The following is a 24,976-nucleotide window of genomic DNA, read 5'->3' as shown; positions in this document are numbered from 1 at the left end:
GAACTATGGCTATCTTACAAAATGACATTACAATTGATATTGGAGAGTTTTCAGACGAATCATTTGATTTAGAAACAAGTATACACGAGTCTAAAGAAATAATTAACGAATTAGTCCAAGAAAACAGATGGATTAAAGGCGAATTTGAAGACGACTATTGGCTAGTATCTAAATTACTTTATAGCGAAAACAACACTGGATATGACTTTAGTATTTTTAATACGACGTCTTTTAATAATAGTCTGCCAGATAATTTTAAATCTATTGTTAAATGTTGGACTGTAAATCTTATCAATGAATATAAAAGACTATCTATAACATACCTTATCCAATTAAAAAAATGCTTTGAAGTAACTTTAGGATTCAGAAGTGAAGAGAAAGAAGCTTTAAAAAAGTTCCTTCAATACTCTGATTATAGTGATAAGTACAAAGCTGATATGGTATGTGCATTATTGAATTTCTTTGACTATGCAGATTTAGAAATAGCAGATGAATACGCCCCTCCCCTAACAGAAATCAAAAATAAAATAAAGATAAAAAGAAACGTACGACAACTGCCACCCTCTAAGTATGTACTATCATTCTCTTTTTATTTAGATAAATATTTTAACAAGGTTCTAGACGATACTACTCAGGGGACTGAGTCAATTGGAAAACTTTTATTGATTTACCCATTAGTTATTTGGTGGAGATTAACCAATGTCATACCGATGCGCCCATCAGAGTTTTGTTCGATAAGTCGTGATTGTCTTCTATCGAAGGATGATAAAAGATACATTAGATTACCAAGAGGAAAGCTTAAAAATACAAAGAGGATTCAAATACCGGATAAGTTATTAATTAATGAAGATATGTATCGGTTAATAAAAAACTATATTGATTTAACTAAAGAATATGGAAAAACAGATACTTTAATTTCATATCGTTCCATTATGAGCGTAAGTCCATCTACCAATCGAGCTGTATTGACTAAAAATAGAAACCAATTTAAACCTCTTAATCTAGAATCGATAATTGATGGTGTTTATAGCACCATGATAAAAGAATATGACTGTCATATCCCTAATCAATATCGTGTAAAACCAGGTGACACTCGACATTTTACGTTCATTTCATTGATGATGCAAGGATACTCTCCTGTTGAAGTTGCAAGATTAGGAGGACATACAACAATCAAAGCTCAATATCATTACAATCAACACGCCGAATATTGGGCTGACTGCGAAGTATTTAGGCTAATGAAAAAAATAAAAAATGCTTCTCTAAATCAAAGTAATAATACTACAACCCAGATTCCAGATGAAGTAAGTTTAAAAGCATTTGATAGTGGTGATTTCCGAAAAAAGATGAAAATAGGATTCTGTAAAGATGAGCAACAACGCTGTGAATCAAGACGATGTTACTTTTGTTCGAAGTGGGGTATCACTCCGGAGGAATTTTTAGAGAAGAAAGAAAAAATAAGGTCAGATATCGCAGAGATGAAGGACAATATAAATGAACTTACAGGAGTAGTTTTAAATCTTAATAAGCAATATCTTAATCACGAATTAAATAGACGAAATCCTGAAACTCTTAATAAGATAAAAACCAAATCAAATGCTATTCAAAGCGATTTATATAAGTTAGCTTTATTGTGTTCAAAAATAGGTGGAGGTGAAGTTTTAGATGGAGAGCAAGTCCGCTGGTAGAAATACAAAACTAAAAATAGAAGAAGTTAACTTGGTAATACAATTGTTCAGAAAAAATGAGAAACCCATGGGAACAATTAGTTACTCAGAGATATGGGAATACGCAAATCACTTGTATACCGAAGGCATAGTATCAAATTCAACCTCTGATTCTTTTTGGAGAAAAAAAGGTCGATTGGGAAGAAAAAGAGTAGACCAAGCAAATGAAATATTCAGTGCAGAAATACCTGCTTCCAAAGGAAAAAAAGTAAAAGTTCCTAATGTAGTAGATTTAGTAGATAAAAAATATAAGAAAAAAGACGAATTATTAAAGCAACTTATTTACATGGAAAACGATTTTCATGAAGCCTTAGAAAGAGAAAAGAAACTTGAGGATGAACTTTTAGTTCTTCAAGATATTCTTCAAAAGACCAAAACTACCTTAAACCAAGAACAAGATAAAAACAAGGGTCTGCAATCGTTAGTGTATAGACTTTATAGGATTTCTACTGAAACAACTAATCCAGAAGTTGAACAAAAAACTGATTATGCTATGAAAACCATGTTTAAGACCCCTACCGCCTTTTTCGAATTCGAAAAGGAAAACAAACCCAAGATATCCGAATCAGCTCTATCAGAGTCAAAGATACTTCCTTTTGATAGTGACCAAAAGAAAAAGTTTTCAAGTAGGTTCCGCAAATAGATATTAATAAGAGGATAAATGCACTGAATATGTTCCTTTTGAAACTGCTGTTGGAAAATATATTTAAACCAAGCAGAATTTAAACACAAGGAGCTGCCGCCAGCTCCTTTCTTTGCGTTTAATGTCATTAAAAAAATTCATGGTCTAACCAATGTGATTTAAAGGAATCTGATTCTAAAACATATACATGGATAAAACCACCAACAGTATCCACCTTATCAATTACTTCTAAAAATCCTTTTTTAAAGTGTTCTACGGATGCTGTAAAAGTCATGTTCTCAATATTTGATTCGAAATAAGGGATAATTATAGGATATACTTCCTCATCACCAGCCACTGCACCTTTACTAGTATGAATATCCCCAAACTGGGATTGGTACGAATATACTTTGGGTAAGACTCTTCCAGGTTCCACCTCCTCCCATTTGCAAAGTAGTAATGTATACATCGCATCCACACTGGTCGGCTGTCGACCAAATTTTTCACTGAGAATTCCATTCCACATTTTTATTAGTCCTTTTAAAGCCTCTTCACCAGAAATAGTCGGCAGTATTTGTTGATGAATTTTTAAATAATGTTCGATTATTTGCATCAAGTCAACATACTGCCCTCCACCAACTGATATTTTTCGTAAGCCAGAATGCCCAATAACCATCCTCTTATTGAAAGGGAATATTTTAGTTGCCTTATCATTAAAATCTACCATCTTCCCCTCAGAATCTTTAGCTGATGACCGGCTATCTGCCATCATAACAATCTTGTCATTCCATGTATAAGCTATTAACATTGTCACGTATCTATTGCCTCCAAAAGTTTCTGTTTTAAGATTCTAGTAGATACTTTCAACTCTTATCTGAGTAATATACTTGGGTATCTTCTGAAACTCACCAACATGCTAGGACAATCATATATTTTATTAAACTTGCACCCATTTAGATTGGAAAACTTCCAAATCTGTCAAGAATTCAGACTTTTGAGCTGGAATAAATTTATCTTTTGCTGCTTGATACCTTAAGGAACTGGACATCAGAAATAATGCTGATTTTGCACGAGTAATTCCAACATAATGCAGGTTTAACGAATCAGAGTAATTTTCATAATCCTGATATTTTATCCAGTCAAATTCCGGTAATAAAAATTGGTATAAATCTAAATGAACTACAACTTCAAATTCTAATCCTTTAGATTTATACAAATTCATTAGTTGTATTTCATTATCTTTAGCAGGTAGAAAGTCATTTAACTTTCTTTTATTATCCAATATATATTCTAAATGCAATACTGCTCTTTGGTCGTCTATGTCTGGATAGACCACACCGCACAGGTCCTTAAAAATTTTGATTATTATCTCGGTGGTGTCATTAAAATCTTGGTGAAATTCAACTAAATTCTCTCTAAATGCTTTTACAAGTTTTGTTGTTTTTTGAACTCTATAACGTTCTCTTGAAATTTCTCTATCTAGATATTCGTCAATAAAATTATACACTGTTTGTTTTTCGTCCAAGGACATTGTTAACAAAGCTCCCAGTAATCCACTACAAAGGGACCTGTCTTCATCCAATATTGTTTTATTAAATAATTTATGTGGAATATCTATCCTCTCCAAAAACTTCTCAAGAGTAATATTTTTTTTTGCTAATATACCAATTTGCGAATTATGTTTTAAATTGAATTGCTTCTTGATTAAAGCTAAATTTTGATTAAACCAAACTCCTATATCATATTCAGTTCCGTCTACAAAGACCTCAAAAACTCTATTGTCCTTTTCAACTACAGTTTCATCAAAGCCGAGTAACTTTCTGCTATATACGTTTATTGACGGGTGACATCTGTGGTTAATGTTCATAGGAAATTTGTTAAACTCTTTGTTACTTAGGAGTTCTTTTAAGTATTTCGCATCCTTTTTTGCAAACCGAAAAATAGATTGATTTATGTCGCCTATTGCCCAACATTTAACTCCGATTTCAGCTATGCGTAAAAATAACAGGTATTGATTTTGCCCGGAGTCCTGGAATTCGTCAATAAAGATGTACTTGAATCTTGACGCGAAGTATTTCCTACATGCCTTTGAACTTAAAAAAATTAGGTTCGATAAAACCCCCACGAGTCTTAGGTCCATCATTCCATCTTTAAACTTTTGGGCTATAAAGTGTAAAGTGCTCTCTTTCAATTCGTTTATTAAGTTTATTTGATTCTCTTCCAATTGTTTAATTGAGTAATCTCTAAACTTGAAGAGTATGCCTTCAATTTCAGCCAGTATATTCGAAATCAAATCACTATAATAATCATCAAGATTCTCAACACTAAGTTTCTTGTTAGGTATTCCGAAAAATCTTTTACCAAATGGAATAATGATGTTGCCAATGTAGAAGGAGTCAATCGTGCTGAAATATGAGTTTTTTAAATCAGAACAAATACTTTTTGTTTTCTCTCTAAGTTCTCCACTTGCCTTATTAGTGTACGAGATAGCAGCGACGCCTTCATACCAATTTAAACAATCAACAACAGAACAAATTTTGTGAGCAATCGTTGTCGTTTTTCCACTTCCAGGTCCGGCTACAACTACACAGTTTCCACTACATTCGAGAATTTTTTGCTGTTGAGTAGTCGGTTTATACATGACGTAACGACTCGATTACTTTCTGACATGCTACTAATGGTTCAGCGAGTTCAATATCTCTAAGATGCTCTAAACATTCAAAATGATTTTCGACGAAATGAAACATAAAAGTAGATTTTTTCTTTTTCATTAGTTCAATAATTTCTTCATCATCTTCATCTGAATCAAAATAATTCTTTAAATTTTCTTTCAGTTCAGTACAGGAATAATAAAGGTCTTCTTCAAGTCCAATTTTAGCAAGAAATATATGATTTCCAGCGAGTTCGTGGTAAAACCTTTTATACATTTCCTCCCTGTGTTCTTCATCTGGCGCTATTAGGTTTGATAATCCGACTTCATTAAGTTGTATTATCTCTTCTAGCTGTTCCATATTTACTTGGGATAATTCCTTTTTTAATAAAGCAATCGAAATAGCTCTTTGAATACCAGCCAATCTATACACTTCTTTTGGCTCTTTTTTCTTTCGGGTTACTTTAAAATAATCGTTATCTGTCCGAACCAACCAAGGAATATTTAACTTCTCAAATAATTCTATATATCTTTTAAATCCGACACCTTCAACAGAGAGTATACTTACATTTAATTTATCTAAATCAATATTTAATCTGTTAGCTAATGCCTTATAAAAAATAACTTCTGAAGAACCCTCCACCAACAATACACAATCTGAAAAGTATACCTCAGAAGATATCACGTTCGAACGAAACTCTAATCCTTTTACTTTTTCTGCTAACCCCTTTGAAACCCCACCTCCTGCTGCTACAGTAGATTTGTCCAGTGTAGAAAATAATCTTACAATTGAAAATGGGTCAAATTCGGTTGCGATAAATGGGGAGTGAGATGTTAATATCACCTGCGTATTCAAGTCCTGAACCAAATATTCGGACAGCTTTCTCTGTTGATGGGGATGAAGATGAGCTTCAGGTTCTTCTATACAAAATATTGAAACTTCTTCAACGTGTCCGTCTATCTTTTGGAGTTCATTTAAAGCAGACCATAAGGCAATGAACGCCTGGTTTTTTCTTCCGTCACCCCCTAACTGAATAGATTGGTCATTTACGTATGAAAGAAGTTGTACTTTCTTAAACAAGTCTTTACTATTTGGAACATCTATACCCAATTTCACTTCCTGGGATAAATGATGTTCAGCCAGCTTGCTTAAGGTAGTATTTAACCTTGTTCCGGCGGACTTAATATATGACAAGCCATCAATTTGCTCTTGAACCTCATTCATTAAAATTCGGACCTGTTCCATATAATCGGAATCAATTTGTGACTGTTCATCGGTACGGGTACTTTTTAATGCCTCCAACAGTTTGTTTTTTTGAGTTCTGAGAAAATTGTCGATATTTCGACTTGCTCCTACATATTTTAAATTTAATACCTTAAGATAGTTTCTTCCAGCCAATTCTTCTAATAATTTTATAGAAGGTCCTGCTTTAATTTCATATTTCTTTTGTCCGCCTGCAATATCTCTTGTCGCAAAGTAACCCAAGTACAGCTCATTGGTATCATCGTGTATATATTGACCAAGCTTTGCCCATATACATTCTTCTTCAACTTCATCAAAAACTAGGATAATTTCAAATTCGTTACAATTAGCAAATGCACAGAAATCTTCATCTGCGGGTTCAATATCAATTTCTGACAAACTCTTGTCTAATAATAACCTTAAAGCATCAATTAAATTCGTTTTACCTACATCGTTTGCCCCAATTATTAAACTCTTTTCATTAAAATTAATCTCTGCATTTGCGAAGTTTCGATAGTTTTTTAATATAACCTTAGATAATTTCATATATTCAACTCCTTATAAACTCTTACACCTATACTACCAATAGGTGGCAATTATTCACAAGATTCAGTCGAATAAATTGTCAAGTAATATAGGAGAGCACATTAAAACCAAAAAGTATTCGTACTAATTGATAATATTTTTATTTACTAATAGAACATTTGTTCGATAAAATGAAGTTGTAATCCTTAGAAAGGAGTGCAACTTTTGAATACCCAAATAGAACTAGATAAGGAGCTTGCTTTAATATTTATTAAGGGCGCAGCAAAAGGTATAGCAGGGGCTATATTGGTTCAATTCCAAGTCAAAGTATTATGGTTTAGTAAACCATATACCTGTCTTATGGAAGCACTTATAACGAAGCCACAAATTAATAGAAAAAACATTACTGTTAGGGTCTTAAACGGTCACCTGCATCCTAGTTTTACTAATGGAGACCTAGATGATTTGCTGGAGTATCATAAGCTATCAATCTGGAAGGGATTCAAATGGGAGATTTACTGTTTAACGGAACACATCACCGAAAGCATGGAATATAGCGACTATAGATATATACTGCTGCCATTATAGGAGGGGAAATATGAAAATCTTTGATTTTGAGGAATCTAGGCGAAAAAAAGAAATAATAAGGGGAGATGAAATTCTGGGAGACATTAAAAGAGTAAATAATAATGTCGATAAGTTGCTATGTGAAATAAGGAAGAGCCTGGAGGCTACAAGAACTAAGGAGGAAATAAGAACCAGTAGGGAATTGTTCAAAAAAGCCAAGAGGATATATATAATGAATCATAACAGAGACCAACTACACCGAATTCAGGAGCAAACTTACGAGGATGAATTTAACCGGCGTAAAGAAAAAGTAAAAGAGTCGATTGGAAAAGCTAATACTATATTGGAGAAATTGGGTCGAGAACCAATCGATATAAACGTTGCGCTTCGCATTTCTAATAAAGAATAAGAAATGGTTTAAAAGCCATTTCTTATTTCATCTGTATTAGAAAAGGTAGTATTCTGTGGGATAAAAAAAGCTACCTTAACGGCAGCCGACCCGTTCCATATTACTATTTTTAATGATGATGTTCAGGAACTGCATCATTTTTCGGTAAATCTTGTTTTAAGTATTTTATTTCCGTTTCCGTTAACTCCCCTACGACAAACTGCTTTTGGGGCATAATCATTGAACCATTATTACTTGCATGTACTTTTATATAATAAAGACCGTTACTATTGAAATCCTTACTTAAAGCATACATCCCGTTTCCAACTTCCTTGGCTTGTTCCATATTGTAATGAAGGGAACCATCCTGTTTCCATATCTCAAAATGAACATAATCAGCACCTTCAACCTTTTTACCATCCTGTGTTAGGACAACTTTAATATTTTCCTGGGTATTACTTGAGAAAATTTTAGGTATAATAATATCTGCTTCAAGTGGACTTTGTTTTTGATATAGGTCGGCAGCATCTTCCTTGAGTGAGCATGCGTTTAGAAACAAGCTCAATATTAAAACAAAAAGCAATTGTATTTTATTCTTCATGGAAAAACTACATCCTTTATCATTATTATGCATTCATAAATCTCTTAACCGCACCGATTCTTTGGATTACCAAGAAATCAAGTAGCCACACAACAATAAGTGACAAACCAACTAGTGGAAAAAGAATTCCTAAGCAGATTACTATGAATAGAAATACTTTCATCTTCTTAATGCCTGGTGCTACTGGTGCCCCTATTTGGTTTTTAGGCTTCCGTTTCAGCCATAAATAAAAACCACTTACAGCAACTAAGACGATGCCTAAACAAATAAGAAGGCTAATTAGTTGGTTAAACAATCCAAACTGAGTACCTTTATGAAGGGTAATTCCCCATGCAACTATTTTTCCTACCAGTCCATAATTATCATACCTGTAATCTGCTAAAACAGCACCGGAATATTGGTCTATATGAATGGTAGCCTCATCTTGTGCCTTTGGAGGAAAGGCAGATAAGGTATACACTCCTTCTTTTTCATTCGGAATGCTTATGGTATAACTGGGATGCATACCTTCCCGGTTTGCAATTGCTACCACATCATCGATAGGAACCGGAATAAAACCTTGTATCTTTGAAATTGGTACATCAAGGTTTTCTGCTGCCCACGGGACATCGGCAATATCTTTTGTTTTAACGCCGGATGTAGGGGCATTCCCCGTCCAGATAGAAGGCGGATACCCAGCCCCAGTATTAGTAGCGAATGATTGGAAGTTACTACCCCAGAAGCCTGACCAAGGCAACCCAGTCATAATTAGAAATAACATACCACCAGCAATCCAAAAAGCAGGAACAGCATGTAAATCTCTTCGCAAAATCTTTTTCCCTTTATTAAACCTGGGTACCAAAACACCTAACAGTTTCGATTTTTTTTTCGGGTACCATAGAAACAGACCGGTTACTATTAACACCACTGCCCAGCAAGCAGCTAATTCGACAATTCTGTCCCCTAAAGTTCCAGCCATCAGTTCTCCATGAAATTCTTCAATCTTATCCATAATTCGGTCTTTATTATTTAACGCACCTAACGCATCACCAGTATAAGGATTAATAAATACCGTAAGGGAATCATTATTATTAGTTATGCCCACTTCGCTTGAGCGGTTTGAGTTCTCACCTGGACGGTATGACGTAACAACTGCATCTGGATATAACTTTTTCACTTCCTCGATTTGACGGGATGCTGGTAGTTTTTCTCCATTTGGTGAAACCACCCAGTAATCTTGATAAATTACTTGTTCGATTTGGGGCTTGAATAAATAAACTGACCCTGTAATAGCCAGGATAAGAAGGAAGGGCGCAAAAATGATACCAGCATAAAAATGCCATCTCCATACCGTCCGATATACCGAGATGGCGGATTGTTTCCTATCTTCAATTGTAGTGCTTTGAACTGTCTCCATGTACTTCTCCTTTAAAAAAATAATTGGTTTGCATACGCATTAATCAAATAAAATAGTGAATAACAAGATTTCCGGTTTGCGGTCCTACTCACTCGTTAATCAGAAACCATTACTTCACAAACCACTTCGCATAAATAAATCCATGTTTGCTCTTTAAACCAAAAATAAACCTTCTTTTTCCGTCCGTATCGAGTCAATTGTAAATCCACCACTCTTTTTATGTAAATAGCCCTTACGGGCTATCAGTGATGGAGCTTTTTTGGTTATTATACTTATAAAAGAATAAAAAATTAGTAGGGAGAGAACAAGCTTGTCCTATCGTCTTTTACAGTTACTTTGTATAATTTTGCCCACATTATTAATCGGGGGATTCGAATACGTTCGCCACGTTTTCCTTTTGGGGTCGCTATCTATGGAAACAGGAAATTTATATATTACAATCCTTACTTTCGTGCTCTCACTTTTGTTTTCATCTTGGATGTTTCGTATTATCAAAGCTACGAATGACAAACTCGTGAATGAACAGTCAAAACGAGCCGTATATGAGGAGCGTGAAAGACTCGCAAGAGAGCTTCACGATGGTATTGCTCAATCCATTTTCTTTCTAAATATCAAGTTAAAACAAGGTGATTTTGAAGCAGCATCGCGGGCTCTATCCACAATCGATAGCAATGTGCGTCAAGCTATTTTTAATCTTCGGTCTGAGCCAAAAATAGACGATTCGCTTAATTCGAGGATAACCAAATGGCTTTCCGAATGGAGTTCAATAACAGGAACTGAAGTAGAAACGGAAATACAGATTCCAAACGGTTCATTTACCGTGAAAGACGAAATACAAGTCTTTGCTATTATCCAGGAAGCTTTTGCAAATATTAGAAAACATGCTAAAGCTTCTCAAGCGTGCATAAAAATTAAAGGGACGGAAGCCGGGTGGCAATTAAAGATTGCCGATAATGGAAGTGGAATTAACAGCTCGGGGAAATCAGACAAGAAATATGGAATGTCTATTATGCAGGAACGTGCGAAGCAACTTGGGGCAACATTACAGGTAACAAACAGACAAAAGGACGGAACCGAAATAATCGTCACAAAGGAGAACCGATAATGCAAACTTTTACTGTAATCATAGCGGATGACCATCCACTGGCAAGAGAAGGAATCAAAAGTGTGCTGGAAGCTGATTCTTCCTTTTTGATAGTTGGTGAAGCTACTGATGGAATCGAAGCCATTGAACTTTGTGACCAACTTCAGCCCGATTTGCTTCTTTTGGATATAAACATGCCCAGATTAAGTGGACTCGAAACAGTAAAAAAAATACGGTCTTCCTTTCCTCATATACATGTTGTCATGTTGACTGTGTCAGATGATGTAAAAGACTTGTTTACGGCGATTCAGTTTGGAGCACAAGGTTACTTACTAAAAAATATGGAGCCGGATGACTGGATTGAATATCTCCATGCCCTACTTGGGAACCATACAGAAATCTCTCGTGAAATAGCGAGCCGGTTACTCTATCGCTTCCGTAGTCGCAATATCTATGAGGAAGTTAGTCCTCTTGCTTTGACACCTAGAGAGCGTGAAGTCCTTTCCAGAGTAGCAGCTGGTGATACAAATAAGGAAATTGCCCGGCGATTTTTGATTGCGGAAAATACGGTAAAAAACCATATAAAAAATCTTCTTGAGAAGCTTCAGTTAGATAATCGTGTGCAGCTTGCTGCATATGCTGTCAGACATGGTTTGTCAGAATAAAATGATTCAACGGATTGGTGCACCTCTCTCCACTTAAGTAACTGTATTTAGCTCCTTATCTTTACATAGCAATTGTCAGTTTATGTACATTTGTTCACAATCATTAGCTTTAACAAAACGCAAATTCGCTCAATTTTTACTGGTCGTTACATCAATTGGAGGAAAATTTATAAATAAAGGAGTGTTTTATTGAATTTTGACCATATGTAATTGGGCGAAATATAGTGTAAGCTATATGTGTACTACAAAAATCAAATTATGACCAACTATTACGTATCTATTAAGTGCCGGCCAGCTCATCCATTAATTGTGTAAACTGCTTGTCTGCCTTTAAATCGGGATAATTTTCTACAACAACCAGGAGCCGGCTCAATGCTGATGACAGATCAGCATTTGCTGTAGCCTCTTCTTCAGGTGACCTGGCACCTGCAAGCCGGGCCCTCGCATCAGAAACAGCCTGAATCGTTTCTTTTTCATGTGCCGCATATCCTTTAACGGTATTCACTAAATTTGGAATTAAATCCAGCCTGCGCTGAAGTTGATTTTCTATCTGAGAATAAGATTGATCGACATTTTCTTCCGCATTGACAAAGCCATTGTAACTCCCCATTAGTATGAGAACTAATACAATGATAATCCCCACTATAATGAGAATTGGCCCCATTGACCTTTTTACCATAATCCCACTCCATTCTAAGCTGCTCTGTTTTACATTAGATTCCCTAACAAGAACCCCTTTTAAACCAGATATTTATTCGCTTGCCTGAACCCGGGATTGGTAATTTTTCTGATAAATCATCTTAAAGAAAATGACGAATACTACCCATTAATAGCTTTTTTACCAAACAGCCAGCCAGTCGCGGTAGATATCTACATGAAAGGAGGTCTCTCTCTGGATAAGATTAACTGTGATTTCTCACCAATGAAAACTCAAATTGTCGAGGGCATCCATAGGATCATCGCAGACCTGCAGGACAGCCTTCAGGTCCTTGGAAATGAAAACCAGTGTCTTCTTGGTGAACTAGAAGATATAAAAACAACCTTTATAAACATTGAATCAGCAGCAGCAAACTTTTATTTAAATTGCTATCTGTCAGCATTTACAGATAAATTCGAGGATTTATCTGTTTCTGTCCAAAATTTATCCAAACACCGATATGGCGCGCTAATAGTGGTTGAACGAACAGATTCACTTGAGGATTATGTACAAAAAGGAACAATGGTCGGAGCACCGCTGACCTCCGTATTGCTTGAGACCATTTTCTATCCTGGTAATCCACTGCATGATGGTGCTGTATTAATAAGGGCCAATCAAATTGTTTCTGCTGCAAGTGTCCTCCCGCTGTCACAGGCCATTATTATCGGTAAAAAAATCGGCACCCGACACCGTGCTGCACTTGGAATATCTGAACAAACAGACGCACTTGTGCTGGTAGTATCAGAAGAGACAGGTAAGGTTTCATTTGCTTTAAATGGCCGGCTTTATCCCATTTCCACGGTCCAGGCCCTTCATTGACGCCTGTTTGTAAGCGGACGTCTGCTGAAATTTTCCGCATCGTCAGTGATCTATGTTTCGTTCTTACTGGTATAGCCGTCTCTAAAACGACTTGATTATTTTCTCCTTCTTATCCAAATGCCTAAAAAATAAGAAAAATCCTTCAATATAGGGTTAGTGTCCATTCCTTTTTATGAGATCTTGAATAAATTATCTTATAAAAAGTGAAAGGGGATATATGATGGCTAAAAATAGACGAAACCGCAATAACGGCCGTTCCAGGTCCAATTCGGATTCAAATGTTGATTTTACGATTGACAATGATCTAAGGAACAGATCTAAGTCTGACACCGATGTTGACAATGATGTGGATACAAAAAACCGGTCTGATAATAACAACGATAGTGATAACGATTTAAAAAATAATAACCGAAGCAGCTCTCATGCAAACTCTAAAATTATTAACAGCGGTAACGCACGAGTTGACTTCTGTATCGATATCAATGTAGATTCAGACTCTAGATCCAGAGTGAGATCCCGTTCTGATGCGGATGCTGATTCTGAACAAGACCAAAACCAAGATCAGGACCAAGATCAAGATTAAGCCTGCAAAAAATCAAGCGATATAAGAAACCTTATATCGCTTACTTTGTTTTTACACAAGGCTGTTTTCGCAAACTTTGTTGCTATTGAACAAGAGGTTGATTTCCTCTCCAGGATGCTCGCTTTCCGCGGGGCGGGCGGTGAGCCTCCTCGGCTTCGCCTGCTGGGTCTCACCTGATCGAAAAGCGGAGGACGGTGCTTTTCAAGAAAGGATCCATCCAAAAGCTGAATGATGATCTTTTTTAAGTCGAGGCAAAACACTAAAAGAAAAGCAGACACCTGATAAAGAAGACTTGCTGATTGGCAAGCGATAGCGAAGACAGAAGCTTAGTCGCCCTTACCACGTTCGTAACGCCACGTCCTGTGACCCCGCCTGGCTCGCACATCCTGTGCATCGTGCGTTAGCCCGGCATAAGACTAGCGGCAGTGAAAGGCCGATTTTGCCTTTTAATGGCGATTGGCTAGACCCGCGGTGTCAGTCCGGAGCTGGACAAACCGAAAAGCGGAAAGCGGTGCCTTCCCCAATAACATTGCTTAAGGAAGCTCATGATTAGCTATCTTTTATCACAAAAAACTCTCAGGGAAGGCAGAGACCTGAAAAGCATAAGACGAGCTGGCCGTGAGGAGCGGTTTTCTTCTCATGGACGGATTGGCTTATGACTCGAGGGTCTAAAGCCTTGGAGCTGAACAATACCCGCTGCTCCCGCACAGAAAAGCGGAAAGCGGTGCCTGCCCAACATATAAATATTAAACACTCAGTGATAATCCCAATTGATATAAAATTCTAAACAAATTGGCAGGCAGAGACCCGATAAAGAAGACTTGCTGATTGGCGAACGACAGTGAAGACAGAAGCTTAGTCGCACTTATGCGTCAGCCAAGCATAAGACGAGCCGGCTGTGGGGAGTGCTTTTCTCCCATAGACGGATTGGCTTATGACTCGAGGGTCTCAGCTTGTAGCTGGATCAAGGAGTCTCGCACCTTACGCACCAATAGACCTGACTGAACAATAGGGTGCCGTAAAAAACTTATTAAAAAACAACAATCTTTTAGAAAAGAGCCTTACACATGTCAAGATGGTTCCAATAAATGGGAAATTTTGCGAGTGAATGAAGGGGCGGTAAAAAATTATGCTGTTACGGCCATTTTTAATGGGGTATTGATGTATTTGGCAGGTTAATGAAGCTTACTATTCATCATATAAGCATGATGCCTGGTAGTCTAGCCTGTTCTGCATTAGTATTACATAATAGAGGATTTGAAGTAGCGGTTACGGGATTCCTGTTCTGATCTTATCTGTGTTTGCTGTTATATGGTTGGAGATCAGCTCCAGGAATGCCAGCGGGCAAAAAAACATTATAAAAACTAAAATATAAATTAGATAAAGAATCTTTTTATTGTTGCAGCCATAAGGCAACCAGCAAAACAACAAACATTTCCTCAAGAAGTGAGAAAATGTTGTTTGTTATTTTCCTGTTTTTTTAACAAGCAGGATATGGCTGACAATTAAACCAATGTAGATGAATAGGATGATTAAGGTTGTATGGAACCTTTCCTCATTAGATCCGCCGGCAAACAAAACCCGTCCAACCCCAAAAAAAGTAACCGTAATATACAAAATTGTATAGTAAATGGAAATGAACTTACTCAATAGTATAGCCTCTCCTTCTGCCATAATGATATTACGGAATGAAAATAAATTCCTATGGCAAGAAGGGCTTCTGACCCAAGAGATATGTTATAATTCAGTCATTTCTCCATACATACTGAGTAGATATTGTAAATTTTACGAAAATATATATTCAGCTTCTTTTGTTAAGCCGATTCTATCAGCAACACGGATTGAAGCTTTGTTCCGCGGGTCGATGATACTGATTACTTTTTCCCTTCCAAAAGAAAAACCTAAATCTCTTCACGCCCTGGCGGCTTTAGCTGCGTATCCTTTACCCCAACCGTTCTCTGCCGAGACAGCAGCCTATTTCAACTTCCACCCGATTATTAAGGATTTGTTCAACAAGACCACAATCCCCTAAGAGTTCCTCTGTTTCTTTTAAGCAGACTGCAAATAGTCCGTACCCTGTATTAAGATATCTCTCTTGATTTCGTTCAATCCAGTCGAAAGTATCTTGGAAATTCAGGTGGATTCGGGTAAAATTTCATGACCTCTTCATCAGACAACATATTATGAAGGGCATCCGCATCATTGTGATGAAACGGTCTTACCCATAGCCTTGAAGCTTCAAGTATAGTCAGGTCACAAAATGCACTCCGTTGTTTACCTTGGGACTCTATAAGAAAAACGACCTTTCAACAAAGAAAAATCGTTTTTAATAAGGCTATACGAATCAGCTATGGATTACTTCTCTAAGCTCAAGATATCTTTCTAATTTTCTCTTAACCCTCTGAAGGGCATTATCAATAGATTTAACATGAGTGTTTAATTCTGCAGAAATTTCCTGGTAGGTCTGGCCGTCGATATAGAGTGCTAATACTCTTCTTTCTAAATCACTTAATAATGCAGCCATTTTCAATTCAATATCATCTGCGTTTTCCTGGTTAATGATCAGGGCTTCCGGGTTCATGATCTTTGCAGCGGGGAGTACATCCATAAGGGTATGATTCGACTCTTCGTCATAAATGGGCTTGTCCAGTGAAACATAGGAATTCAGTGGAAAGTGCTTTTGACGCGTAGCTGTTTTGATCGCGGTAATAATCTGCCTGGTTACACATAACTCCGCAAACGCCTTGAATGAAGTAAGTTTATCTTCTTTGTAATCTCGAATCGCCTTAAAGAGACCAATCATTCCTTCTTGAATAATGTCCTCTTTATCCGCCCCAATCAGAAAATAGGGACCTGCTTTTGCACGGACAAAATTACGATACTTGTTAATTAATATTTCAGAAGATTCCCCATCGCCGCTTTGCACTCGCTTGACTAATGCTTCATCGTCTAATCTAGTAATATTATCAATCAGCCTTACTCCGAAGTCTACACTCACTCATATCCCCCCACAATTCAGATGAGTTTTTGATGTTTAATAACTGATACCTTACCTCCCAGCCCATTCATCTCGAAGGTATTCAGAACCTTAATCCGCTTAGTCGTATGTACAATTACTCTTGTCGTTTCCTAAGCTAGGAGAAACAAAGGGACACTGGAAAAGTCACCAGGCTAATAAGTAACAAAAACTTTAATGTGTAATTTTATATTAACCTACGGAAGCTTTGAAAGATATTAGCAAATATCGACTATTGTTGACAACGATTGTCGGAGAACCCATTTATATTCACTCCCTCTTTATTAAGGTAAAGGACCGAGAAGACTGGATTATACTTAATAACATCTGCTTTTAAGCTTGAGTGGAGCGGATTTTAAAGCTCGATAATCCTCATATTCTCTGGAATTTTTAAGGAATAAGTCCTAACGTCCAAGCATAAAGACATTTCTGGGTTTTAGATTTACTGTGGTACAGGCGCCAATTATCTAAAAGCTGAATATGAATATTTTATACTCTTCACCTTCTTACGAAATAGTCGAAGCATTCCTCTATTTTGAACGAAGAGTAAAGTAGATATAGGAGGTATTACTATTGCAGGAATATGTGCCCTATGAATTTATAGATGAAAATCTTCAGGAACAGGAGCTCGATGAAAGACAATATGGATACGGAGGATATGGAGGTGGTTATGGCGGAGGCTATGGCCACTATTACCCCCGACCTAGACCTTATCCGTATTATCCATACTATCCGTACTATCCACACTACTATCCACGGCCAAGACCTAGACCATACCCATACCCATATTACCCTTATGGCGGCTACGGCGGCGGGGGTTATGGCGGAGGATACGGCGGAGGTTATGGCGGAGGCCACCGATAAAATGAAAGAAGTCTGTCCTGATTCAGGGCAGACTTTTGTTTCGTATTGAAGGAAGGGCAGGGCAATACAGCATGAAAAAAGAGACAGGGCGGACCTATCTCTTTCGTTTATTGTGTAATGATATTTCTCAATTCTGTCCAGCTTGTAATCCGAGGAATATTTACGTGCGTATTATAAGACTGATTCATTACATACACTTTTAGCTGCTCATTCGCTAAGGTTTCAAGAACAGCAGGTTTATCGTCAAAATAGTAATCAAGTTTTAGCTTGCGGATAATTTGAATTTTCTCTTCATCTTTCATACCGCAATAGAATCTGCCTTCCTGCATGGGGAACCCCTGCTTGGTCATCCATTTTTTTGTACGTTCCCCATGTTCTTTGGGCCTTGCCGTTATATAGTAAATTTCATGGCCCTGATGATCCAGCTCTTGTAATGCTTCCAAAGAGTTCTGGATGGGAGGGCATGAGGTATAATAAATTTCATCTACTAAACTGTTCCACATTTTAAATCCTTCTTCTGCTGTTAAACCAAATGCTTCATGGATTTCCAGGGTTTGTAAGGCAAGAAATATATCAGTACCTACATTTTTATTCAGCTTCTTGTTATAAATATGAAATGCATGTTCACGCAAATTAATTAATGTATCATCAATATCAAAACCAAACTTCATCTTCCTGCTCCTAAAAAGCTACTCTGAGTAAACAGGATAGCCTGTAAATTTAAAGTCTTTACCAATTTTGGAAACTTCTATATCGCCAAGCTCAATAGCGCTGGCCATTTTATCAATGCCTGTTCCTTCAAAGAATGTGGCGGCATCTTTCCCGCCAATTAACTTTGGAGCCATGTATATGACTGCTTTGTCGACAAGCTTATTCTGTAAAAAGGCAGCGTTAATCGATCCCCCGCCTTCAATCATCAGTGAAGATACAAGATTTTCGCCTAGTATTTGCAGCACTTCTTTCGGATCTACACTGGTCATTCCAGTAGTTACAAATACCTTCATCCCTAAATTCTCAAGTACATTTCGTTTATCTTCACTAAAGTTTTGAGACGTAAAAATCCATGTTTCAGCTTTTTGATCTGCTATCACCTTGGATTCAAGCGGTATGGATAACTTTGAATCCATAATGACTCTGATTGGATTGCGTCCGTTCGGGATCCTGGCAGTCAACTCTGGATCATCCTTGATAACTGTATTCACTCCAACCAGGATGGCCATATTCTCATTTCTGATTTTATGTACGTCCAATCTTGCTTCCGCCGATGTTATCCACTTACTGTCATGAGTATAAGCAGCAATTTTTCCGTCCATCGTTATTCCAGCTTTTAACGTTACAAATGGTATTTTTTCGACAATAAATTTATTGAACACTTCATTCATACGTTCTGATTCTTCCCTCAGGACGCCAATCTCCACTTCAATCCCAGAATCCTGAAGAATCTTGACGCCATTACCCGCAACGAGCGGATTTGGGTCAAGCGAAGCTATGACCACTTTCCGGATACCTGCTTCTACAATAGCAAGTGCGCAAGGACCTGTTCTCCCATAATGGGAGCAGGGTTCAAGTGTCACATAAATCGTCCCGCCCCTTGCTTTTTCGCCAGCCATTCTGATTGCATGTATTTCGGCATGCGGCTCCCCAGCTCGTAAATGGGCACCAATCCCTATGATTCTGTTGTCGTTCACGATAACTGCCCCAACAAGGGGGTTCGGGTCTGTCTGCCCTTTCATGGCCTGAGCGTTTCTTAGAGCCGTTTCCATATAAAATTCATGGCTGCTCATTCTGAGTGAGTCCCTTCATCTTTTATATGGCCGGAACGGTTAATTTTTGTCTGCAGATACTTTTCATTGAATTCAGATATATCCCCCCAGATCGGCGTCCGGCCGGAGACAAGCATTCCTGAGTCCTTCAGCGCCTTTAATTTTTTGGGATTATTAGTGATCAAAGTAACCGGTTTAGTTCGAAGTGCTTTTAAGACTTTAATCGCGTCACTATAATTTCTTGAATCATCCACAAAACCAAGATGGATATTAGCTTCAACAGTATCGTAATCATTTTCCTGAAGAACATAGGCCATCGCTTTGCTGAATAAACCAATTCCCCGCCCCTCGTGGTTTGCTAGATAAAACAACGCTCCTGTTCCGTGTTCCACTATCATTTTCATGGACTGTTTCAACTGATATCCGCAGTCACATCTTTTACTTCCAAAAATATCACCTGTGTGACAAATAGAATGCATGCGGATCAATGCGTCTTCATTAAACTCAAATTCCCCATACACCAATACACTGGACTGTTGGAGTTCAGCCAAATTTTGTGAAGAAAGTTTTTCAATAATCTGTTCATAGTCCTCGGTTACTTCCTCAGAATTCATCCAGCAATACCATTGGAATATTTCCGTTTTCCCATATAAATTCACAGGAAGCCTAATTGGACCAACCAAATATATGGCTCCTTGTTCTGTACGGATCATCTTGATTTTCTTTTCTAATAATGTTAGAACTTTACTGTCTAATTTAGTTTGATTCATGTTATGGTCATTCCTTTTATGTTTAATGTAAAAATTTTAGCAAAATATATAATAACAAATTCCCTGCGATGACAAACAGCATTCTGCTGTAACTATCGCGGTTACATAATAATAGCATGATTATGCGATTACGTACTCTTTTTATGCTTATTTACCTAATTTTTTCGACAGCCATGTCCCGAACGCAGGTTAGATAAATGAATACGCGGAGGGTTACGTATATGTTGATTTATTGTAATGGATAAAGAACGTATATGGTTTATTACTATAATATCCATTTAATCATTTATAATGTTAAAGATAGAATCACAGAATACAACAAGAACTGTAAAGGATGCGCTGTATGAAATGAAATATATTGTAGTGGGTGCTGGTATCATGGGAGCTTCAACGGCATATAGGCTGGCAAAAGAAGGTGCGGAGGTCACTGTTGTTGACAGGAGAGATCAAGGGCAGGCCACAGAAGCTGCTGCTGGAATTGTATGTCCATGGCTGTCTCTGCGCCGAAATCAAGCGTGGTATCAGCTTGCGAAAGGCGGTGCCGCTTTTTACCCTTCATTGATTGCTGAATTAAAAGAAGATGGGGAAACGGAAACTGGATATTCGAAAGTCGGAGCAATAAGTATTCATATGGAAGATGAGAAACTGTCCGCAATGGAGGAAAGAGCAGTCAAACGCAGAGAAGAAGCTCCTGAAATAGGAGACATCACCAGGTTATCTTCCATTGAAGCAAGAACACTTTTTCCTCCTCTAGCGGAAGGTTTTGGTGCTGTACATATCAGCGGGGCTGCCAGGGTGGATGGGCGTGCGCTGAGGGACGCTTTGCTGCGAGCCGCTCAAAAACACGGAGCAGAGCTGCTTTACTCTGATGTGTCACTATATTTTGAAGGCAATACGGTAAAAGGTGTACAAAGCAATGGACGATTACTAAAGGCTGATCAAGTGATTGTCTGTGCTGGAGCATGGGCCCAATCATTATTTCGTCCGCTTGGCATCCAGTTCAATGTGCAATATCAAAAAGCACAGATCATCCATTTAGAATACCAGAATGGTGATACCGCCCGCTGGCCGGTTGTTATGCCTCCAAATGACCAATATTTGCTTGCTTTTGAGAATAACAGGATCATTGCCGGTGCAACCCATGAGAATATCGACAAATTCGACGTTACGGTTACAGCAGGAGGTTTGCATGAAATCTTCAGCAAAGCACTTGCTATTGCACCCGGTTTAGCAGAAACCCGTTTTCTGGAGGCTAGGGTTGGATTCCGGCCGTTTACTCCTGGTTTTCTTCCTGTGTTCGGTGAGCTTCCAGGGTGGAAAGGTATCTTGACAGCAAATGGCCTTGGTGCTTCCGGGCTTACCATGGGTCCATACCTTGGTACACAACTGGCAAAGCTTGCTCTGGGATATGATTGCGACATTGATTGGAAGAAGTATGACCCTGCAGGTGCTGTTGAATAATATCCCAAATAAAAAGGAGCTAATAAAAGGAGCTGAATTCTCAGCTCCTTTTGAGTTATATTGGAAGATGCATAATGTGCAATTTCCCTCTTTTTCCCATGGTTCGTATTCCTCTATCTGTAAAGCCGCATTTTTTATACACGTGCTGGGCAATTGTATTCATATAATTGACGCCAAGGACGATTTCATTTTTGTCAGGAAAATGCTTTTTAATAAAAGATGGGAGGAGCTGCAGGCATTCGTGCGCTATCCCCTGTCCCTGAAAGGCTGCATGGATTGAAAAAGCCCTGACCATCATAGCACGCTTATTATTATAGTAATCCTTTACCCCATTCCAGCCTTGAAGAATAAAGAAGCCTGCCGGCCGATCATCCTCAAATATGATCACGGGGAATCGGTCTGATTGTTTTTCACAAGTTTTTATGGCCTCTCTTGGAAGTGAGGTAAATGATGCTTGTTCTTTCGTTAAATAATAATCCTCTACCACCTGTTCTTTATATTTCTGATGATAAAAGCCGAGTGTTATTTTTGTCCTGGTAGAAAGTGTACTCATTTCTCTCTCCTGCCAAAATATATTTTAACTGCGAATAAACTGAATATACTTTATATATCCGCTAATCAGCATGACTAATCCTGCTGGCATAAGATTTTTTGTGAGCTAAGCATAGTTCAATGTCAGACAGCCACAATATAGAAAAAGGAGATGATTACATGAGACATATACTGCCGCTGCTAATTAAGTTTATTGCTACTTTTTCCATGCTTGGCATTATTCTTGGGTTATTTAACAACTTTTCCATTTTTGATGTTCTGGTCATTTCAATACTTTTAACGGCTGTTGCTTATGTGCTGGGTGATTTTATGATTTTAAGGAGAACAAACAATGTCATGGCGACTGCCGCTGATTTTGGGCTGGCCTTCTTGCTGATCTGGTTACTAAGCAGAAATTTAACATTCCAGGATAACCTAGTTTCTGCCTCCTTTTTTGCCGCTCTTGGAGTTACTTTATTTGAATACGTATTTCATCGTATTATCCCTAGGAGTGCTAATCATACGGTCCGGGCAAAGGGACGTCAACATTCAGGGAATACCGGGAGAAGTACATCACGTTACGAGACGGAAGCATCTGAGGATCTAACCCCTGTCCGGCCTGATGTCAGGAGCAAGAAAGATAGTGAAGATCAAAAAAATACATAAAAAATGGCAGCTTCCACTTGGGGGATGCTGCCTTTAAAATTATATGTAGAATTGCATATGTTTTTTATGTTCTTTATAATAGTTCAGTCTATCAATCAAAGTACCCGTATGAAACTCGAATTTATGGCCATCCCTGTCAGTAAAATAGATAGATTTCTGGTCCAGTTCATTTCTTTCACGGCTTGGGAGAATGTGAACATGAAGTGACACTAACTTCTTATAAATTCTGTCAAAGTCCTTTTCTTCATGCAGTGGTCCTTCCCTTTACTAATAACTTCGCACCAAACACATCTTGATAAAAGCGGATGGATTCACCAAGATTCGATACGGAAAATAATAAATGATTAATCCCTTTAATGTCAGACATAGACTCCCCTTTCCCAGGAATACCATAAACAGCATTCCTGAACAACCAATACTTCTACAATATTATAATAATCGAAATACTATTTAAAAGACTCTTACGATTGTTGTTTTAATAAGTTCGGTGAACCGACCCTATTGTTAAACTCTTTGATTGGAACGAAAGGTGCGGGGCTCTTTTGATCCAGTTCAAGGCTTTAGTCCCTCGAGTCATAAGCCAATCCGTCTATCGGGAGAAAAGAACACCCCACAGGCGACGCTGTGGAGGCTCACCGCCCGCCCCACGGAAAGAATCACCCCCCTTCAATAACAACAAAGTTTGCGAAAACAGCCATAAAAAAATTAAAAAAAGCCCCGATTCAGGGCCGGCTATCGGCTGTATCCGAGCTTCCATAGGTGCTTTTTCTATATGGCTCTTTTCTAAAGATTGTTGTTTTTTAATAGTTCGGTGAACCTACCCCTATTGTTAAACAGGTTGATTGGAACGTAAGGTGCGAGACTCCTGCGAGAGCAGTGGGTATTGTCCAGCTCCAAGGCTTTAGACCCTCGAGTCATAAGCCAATCAGTCCATGAGAAGAAAAAACCGCTTCTCACGGCCTGCTTGTCTTATGCTTTTCAGGTCTCTGCCTTCCCTAAAATTTTGTGTTGATAAAAGATGAGCTTATCATGCGACTTCTTAACAATGTTAATGGGGAAGGCACCGCTTTCCGCTTTTCTTTTTGTCCAGCTCCGGACTGACACCGCGGGTCTAGCCAAATCGCCATTAAAAGGCAAAGTCGGCCTTTTACTGCCGCTAGTCTTATGCCGGGCTAACGCACGAAGCATAGGATGTGCGAGCCAGGCGGGGCCACAGGACGTGGCGTTACGAGCGTGGTAAGGGCGACTAAGCTTCTGTCTTCGCTATCGCTTGCCAATCAGCAAGTCTTCTTGATCAGGTGTCTGCTTTTCTTTTAGCCTTTTGCCTCTAATTAAAAAAGATCATCATTCAGCTTTTTGATGGATCTTATCTTGGAAAGCACCGTCCTCCGCTTTTCGATCAGGTAAGACCCCACAGGCGAAGCCGAGGAGGCTCGGGCGCCCGCCCCTAAGGTCCGCGAGCATCCTCACGTTCCAATCAACCCCCTGGTTCAAAAACAACATAGTTTGCGAAAACAGCCACCTATATAAAGAGCAATAAACTCAGGGCCATCACCACCATACCGCTGATCAAGCCATAAATGGACAGGTGGTCCTCGTCATATTTTTTGGCTGCAGGCAGTAATTCATCTAAGGAAATAAAAACCATGATTCCCGCAACAGCAGCGAATATAATACCAAACATAATATCATTAAGAAAAGGCATTAAGATGAAGTAGGCAGCAATTGCCCCAATCGGCTCCGACAATCCTGATAAGAATGAGAGTTTAAAGGCCTTTTTCTTGTCTCCTGTAGCAAAATAAACAGGTACTGACACAGCAATTCCCTCTGGAATATTATGAATGGCTATCGCAAACGCAATTGCAATACCCAGAGCGGGATCCTGCAAGACTGAAGTAAATGTGGCAATGCCCTCAGGAAAGTTATGGATTGCTATGGCAAGAGCTGTAAAGGTACCCATCTTTAACAGTGCTGGATCCTTTATTGTCTTTGCAGCACCGCTCATTTCCTCCACTTTCTTCAGTTCGTGCGGATTCCCTGCCTTTGGGATAAACTTATCTATCATGGCAATTAACAGCATCCCTCCAAAAAAACCAGCTACAGTCAGCCAATTTCCAGGGTGAACACCTAAAGCTTTAACCAGGGCATCTTTTGCTTTTACAAAAATTTCAATCATCGACACATAAATCATTACTCCTGCAGAAAAGCCGAGAGCAACAGAAAGGAATTTAGTATTGGTTGTTGATGTAAAGAAAGCAAGCAAGCTGCCAATTCCTGTAGCAAGACCTGCGAACAAAGTTAAACCAAAGGCCAGCATTAAATTTTCTGCCATTACTTC

General features: G+C 38.3%; 25 protein-coding genes and 2 pseudogenes. 11 read left to right on the top strand and 16 right to left on the bottom strand.

From position 1 onward, the window contains the following. The first annotated feature begins 5 nt into the window (after window positions 1–5). Together CUU66_RS07565 and CUU66_RS07560 are read left to right on the top strand one after the other, a co-directional pair. A complete protein-coding gene (locus CUU66_RS07565) occupies window positions 6–1,688 on the top strand; it encodes a site-specific integrase (protein WP_101641071.1) in 1,683 nt (560 codons plus the stop codon). Further along, window positions 1,666–2,370 (top strand): hypothetical protein, encoded by a 705-nt coding sequence (locus tag CUU66_RS07560; protein WP_101641070.1) that lies wholly within the window; start codon window positions 1,666–1,668, stop codon window positions 2,368–2,370. The genes CUU66_RS07565 and CUU66_RS07560 overlap by 23 nt, the downstream gene beginning before the upstream one ends. Before the next feature lie 127 nt (window positions 2,371–2,497). Here CUU66_RS07560 and CUU66_RS07555 read toward each other — a convergent pair whose 3' ends face one another. The 3 genes from CUU66_RS07555 to CUU66_RS07545 all read right to left on the bottom strand — a co-directional run bounded on the left by CUU66_RS07555 (window position 2,498) and on the right by CUU66_RS07545 (window position 6,788). Further along, window positions 2,498–3,163, bottom strand: a complete 666-nt coding sequence (locus CUU66_RS07555; RefSeq protein ID WP_101641069.1) for a hypothetical protein — start codon at window positions 3,161–3,163, stop codon at window positions 2,498–2,500. A gap of 123 nt (window positions 3,164–3,286) precedes the next feature. Then, window positions 3,287–4,990, bottom strand: coding sequence for a UvrD-helicase domain-containing protein (locus CUU66_RS07550; protein ID WP_101641068.1), 1,704 nt, complete (start codon window positions 4,988–4,990; stop codon window positions 3,287–3,289). Then, window positions 4,983–6,788 carry an ATP-dependent nuclease gene (locus tag CUU66_RS07545; RefSeq protein ID WP_101641067.1) on the bottom strand — a complete coding sequence of 602 codons (1,806 nt, stop codon included), beginning with the start codon at window positions 6,786–6,788 and terminating at the stop codon, window positions 4,983–4,985. Before CUU66_RS07545 ends, CUU66_RS07550 begins: the two co-directional genes overlap by 8 nt. A 204-nt stretch (window positions 6,789–6,992) precedes the next feature. On the opposite strand from CUU66_RS07545, the gene CUU66_RS07540 reads away from it, so the two are divergent. After that, window positions 6,993–7,355: a hypothetical protein gene (locus CUU66_RS07540; RefSeq protein ID WP_101641066.1), complete on the top strand. Its 363-nt coding sequence runs from the start codon at window positions 6,993–6,995 to the stop codon at window positions 7,353–7,355. Between the two features lie 10 nt (window positions 7,356–7,365). Continuing rightward, complete coding sequence (locus CUU66_RS07535) at window positions 7,366–7,743, top strand: hypothetical protein (RefSeq protein ID WP_101641065.1); 378 nt, start codon at window positions 7,366–7,368, stop codon at window positions 7,741–7,743. 109 nt (window positions 7,744–7,852) lie between these two features. Here CUU66_RS07535 and CUU66_RS07530 read toward each other — a convergent pair whose 3' ends face one another. Further along, window positions 7,853–8,323 (bottom strand): FixH family protein, encoded by a 471-nt coding sequence (locus tag CUU66_RS07530; RefSeq protein ID WP_101641107.1) that lies wholly within the window; start codon window positions 8,321–8,323, stop codon window positions 7,853–7,855. A gap of 25 nt (window positions 8,324–8,348) precedes the next feature. Then, a complete protein-coding gene (locus CUU66_RS07525; RefSeq protein WP_101641064.1) occupies window positions 8,349–9,719 on the bottom strand; it encodes a PepSY-associated TM helix domain-containing protein in 1,371 nt (456 codons plus the stop codon). Between the two features lie 412 nt (window positions 9,720–10,131). On the opposite strand from CUU66_RS07525, the gene CUU66_RS07520 reads away from it, so the two are divergent. Both CUU66_RS07520 and CUU66_RS07515 read left to right on the top strand, forming a co-directional pair. Then, on the top strand, window positions 10,132–10,824 hold the full coding sequence (locus CUU66_RS07520) for a sensor histidine kinase (RefSeq protein WP_257967926.1): 693 nt from the start codon (window positions 10,132–10,134) through the stop codon (window positions 10,822–10,824). Next, the gene (locus tag CUU66_RS07515; RefSeq protein WP_101641062.1) at window positions 10,824–11,468 is read left to right on the top strand and encodes a response regulator; all 645 of its coding nucleotides are present in this window, start codon (window positions 10,824–10,826) and stop codon (window positions 11,466–11,468) included. The genes CUU66_RS07520 and CUU66_RS07515 overlap by 1 nt, the downstream gene beginning before the upstream one ends. 283 nt (window positions 11,469–11,751) lie before the next feature. On the opposite strand, the pseudogene CUU66_RS07510 reads toward CUU66_RS07515, so the two are convergent. Further along, window positions 11,752–12,132: pseudogene (locus tag CUU66_RS07510) on the bottom strand (LemA family protein); the annotation flags it as partial. 210 nt (window positions 12,133–12,342) lie between these two features. Between CUU66_RS07510 and cdaS the strand changes: the two are divergent. Both cdaS and CUU66_RS07500 read left to right on the top strand, forming a co-directional pair. Further along, window positions 12,343–12,984 (top strand): sporulation-specific diadenylate cyclase CdaS, encoded by a 642-nt coding sequence (cdaS, locus tag CUU66_RS07505; RefSeq protein ID WP_374702978.1) that lies wholly within the window; start codon window positions 12,343–12,345, stop codon window positions 12,982–12,984. Between the two features lie 220 nt (window positions 12,985–13,204). Then, window positions 13,205–13,567, top strand: a complete 363-nt coding sequence (locus CUU66_RS07500; RefSeq protein WP_101641060.1) for a hypothetical protein — start codon at window positions 13,205–13,207, stop codon at window positions 13,565–13,567. A 1,464-nt stretch (window positions 13,568–15,031) separates the two neighbouring features. On the opposite strand, the gene CUU66_RS07495 is transcribed toward CUU66_RS07500, so the two are convergent. From CUU66_RS07495 to sigH, 4 genes are all read right to left on the bottom strand, one after another. Beyond that, a complete protein-coding gene (locus CUU66_RS07495; protein WP_101641059.1) occupies window positions 15,032–15,217 on the bottom strand; it encodes a DUF6954 family protein in 186 nt (61 codons plus the stop codon). Window positions 15,218–15,509: 292 nt separating this feature from the next. Beyond that, window positions 15,510–15,677 carry a GNAT family N-acetyltransferase gene (locus CUU66_RS25350; RefSeq protein ID WP_374702981.1) on the bottom strand — a complete coding sequence of 56 codons (168 nt, stop codon included), beginning with the start codon at window positions 15,675–15,677 and terminating at the stop codon, window positions 15,510–15,512. Next, window positions 15,673–15,813 carry a GNAT family N-acetyltransferase gene (locus CUU66_RS25205; RefSeq protein ID WP_308302473.1) on the bottom strand — a complete coding sequence of 47 codons (141 nt, stop codon included), beginning with the start codon at window positions 15,811–15,813 and terminating at the stop codon, window positions 15,673–15,675. The genes CUU66_RS25350 and CUU66_RS25205 overlap by 5 nt, the downstream gene beginning before the upstream one ends. 98 nt (window positions 15,814–15,911) lie before the next feature. Then, the gene (gene sigH, locus CUU66_RS07485; RefSeq protein WP_101641058.1) at window positions 15,912–16,565 is read right to left on the bottom strand and encodes an RNA polymerase sporulation sigma factor SigH; all 654 of its coding nucleotides are present in this window, start codon (window positions 16,563–16,565) and stop codon (window positions 15,912–15,914) included. Between the two features lie 591 nt (window positions 16,566–17,156). Here sigH and CUU66_RS07480 point away from each other — a divergent pair. Beyond that, window positions 17,157–17,447, top strand: a complete 291-nt coding sequence (locus CUU66_RS07480) for a hypothetical protein (RefSeq protein ID WP_180955199.1) — start codon at window positions 17,157–17,159, stop codon at window positions 17,445–17,447. Between the two features lie 107 nt (window positions 17,448–17,554). On the opposite strand, the gene CUU66_RS07475 is transcribed toward CUU66_RS07480, so the two are convergent. The 3 genes from CUU66_RS07475 to CUU66_RS07465 are packed head-to-tail and all read right to left on the bottom strand — an operon-like array spanning window position 17,555 to window position 19,980. Then, the gene (locus tag CUU66_RS07475) at window positions 17,555–18,118 is read right to left on the bottom strand and encodes a 5' nucleotidase, NT5C type (RefSeq protein WP_101641057.1); all 564 of its coding nucleotides are present in this window, start codon (window positions 18,116–18,118) and stop codon (window positions 17,555–17,557) included. A gap of 18 nt (window positions 18,119–18,136) precedes the next feature. Further along, complete coding sequence (gene ribD / locus CUU66_RS07470) at window positions 18,137–19,231, bottom strand: bifunctional diaminohydroxyphosphoribosylaminopyrimidine deaminase/5-amino-6-(5-phosphoribosylamino)uracil reductase RibD (protein WP_101641056.1); 1,095 nt, start codon at window positions 19,229–19,231, stop codon at window positions 18,137–18,139. Beyond that, window positions 19,228–19,980, bottom strand: coding sequence for a GTP cyclohydrolase II (locus CUU66_RS07465; RefSeq protein WP_101641055.1), 753 nt, complete (start codon window positions 19,978–19,980; stop codon window positions 19,228–19,230). The genes ribD and CUU66_RS07465 overlap by 4 nt, the downstream gene beginning before the upstream one ends. Window positions 19,981–20,328: 348 nt before the next feature. Here CUU66_RS07465 and CUU66_RS07460 point away from each other — a divergent pair, with 348 nt between their 5' ends. Beyond that, on the top strand, window positions 20,329–21,441 hold the full coding sequence (locus CUU66_RS07460; RefSeq protein ID WP_101641054.1) for an NAD(P)/FAD-dependent oxidoreductase: 1,113 nt from the start codon (window positions 20,329–20,331) through the stop codon (window positions 21,439–21,441). Between the two features lie 55 nt (window positions 21,442–21,496). Here CUU66_RS07460 and CUU66_RS07455 read toward each other — a convergent pair whose 3' ends face one another. Further along, entirely contained in the window at window positions 21,497–21,994 is a 498-nt protein-coding gene (locus tag CUU66_RS07455) for a GNAT family N-acetyltransferase (RefSeq protein WP_101641053.1), read from the bottom strand. A gap of 158 nt (window positions 21,995–22,152) precedes the next feature. Between CUU66_RS07455 and CUU66_RS07450 the strand changes: the two genes are divergently transcribed. Further along, complete coding sequence (locus tag CUU66_RS07450) at window positions 22,153–22,638, top strand: YndM family protein (RefSeq protein WP_101641052.1); 486 nt, start codon at window positions 22,153–22,155, stop codon at window positions 22,636–22,638. Between the two features lie 39 nt (window positions 22,639–22,677). On the opposite strand, the pseudogene CUU66_RS07445 reads toward CUU66_RS07450, so the two are convergent. Together CUU66_RS07445 and zupT are read right to left on the bottom strand one after the other, a co-directional pair. Beyond that, window positions 22,678–23,005: pseudogene (locus CUU66_RS07445) on the bottom strand (VOC family protein). Window positions 23,006–24,160: 1,155 nt separating this feature from the next. Further along, window positions 24,161–24,970 carry a zinc transporter ZupT gene (zupT, locus tag CUU66_RS07440; RefSeq protein WP_101641051.1) on the bottom strand — a complete coding sequence of 270 codons (810 nt, stop codon included), beginning with the start codon at window positions 24,968–24,970 and terminating at the stop codon, window positions 24,161–24,163. Between the last annotated feature and the right edge of the window lie 6 nt (window positions 24,971–24,976).

The organism is Peribacillus deserti, assembly GCF_002863585.1.
Taxonomy (GTDB): domain Bacteria; phylum Bacillota; class Bacilli; order Bacillales; family DSM-1321; genus Paraperibacillus; species Paraperibacillus deserti_A.
Note: the sequence above shows the minus strand (reverse complement) of the source record. Positions and strands in the feature narration are given on the sequence as shown.